The following is a 265-nucleotide window of genomic DNA, read 5'->3' on the forward strand; positions in this document are numbered from 1 at the left end:
CGGCGCTCGAGGTCGGCACCGCGATCCTGTCGGTCTCGACGATCAGCTTCCTCGGCTTCGGGGTCCAGCCCCCGACGCCCGAGTGGGGCGCCCTCGTGAGCGACGGGCGCGACTACCTCGCCACCGCCTGGTGGCTCACGGTCCTGCCCGGGGCCGTGATCGTCGCCGTCGTGCTCTCGATGACGCGGCTGGCTCGAGTCATCGGAGGAGACCGATGAGCGCGTCGATCCTCAGCGTGCGCGGCCTCGAGGTTGCCTACCGGCGC

The 265-nt window shown here is 72.1% G+C and carries 1 pseudogene; it reads left to right on the forward strand.

The window, feature by feature from the left end:
- Positions 1–218, forward strand: a pseudogene (locus tag F1003_RS18840) (hypothetical protein); the annotation flags it as partial.
- Between the last annotated feature and the right edge of the window lie 47 nt (positions 219–265).

The sequence above is a fragment of the Winogradskyella ouciana genome (assembly GCF_009709615.1).
Classification (GTDB): domain Bacteria; phylum Bacteroidota; class Bacteroidia; order Flavobacteriales; family Flavobacteriaceae; genus Winogradskyella; species Winogradskyella ouciana.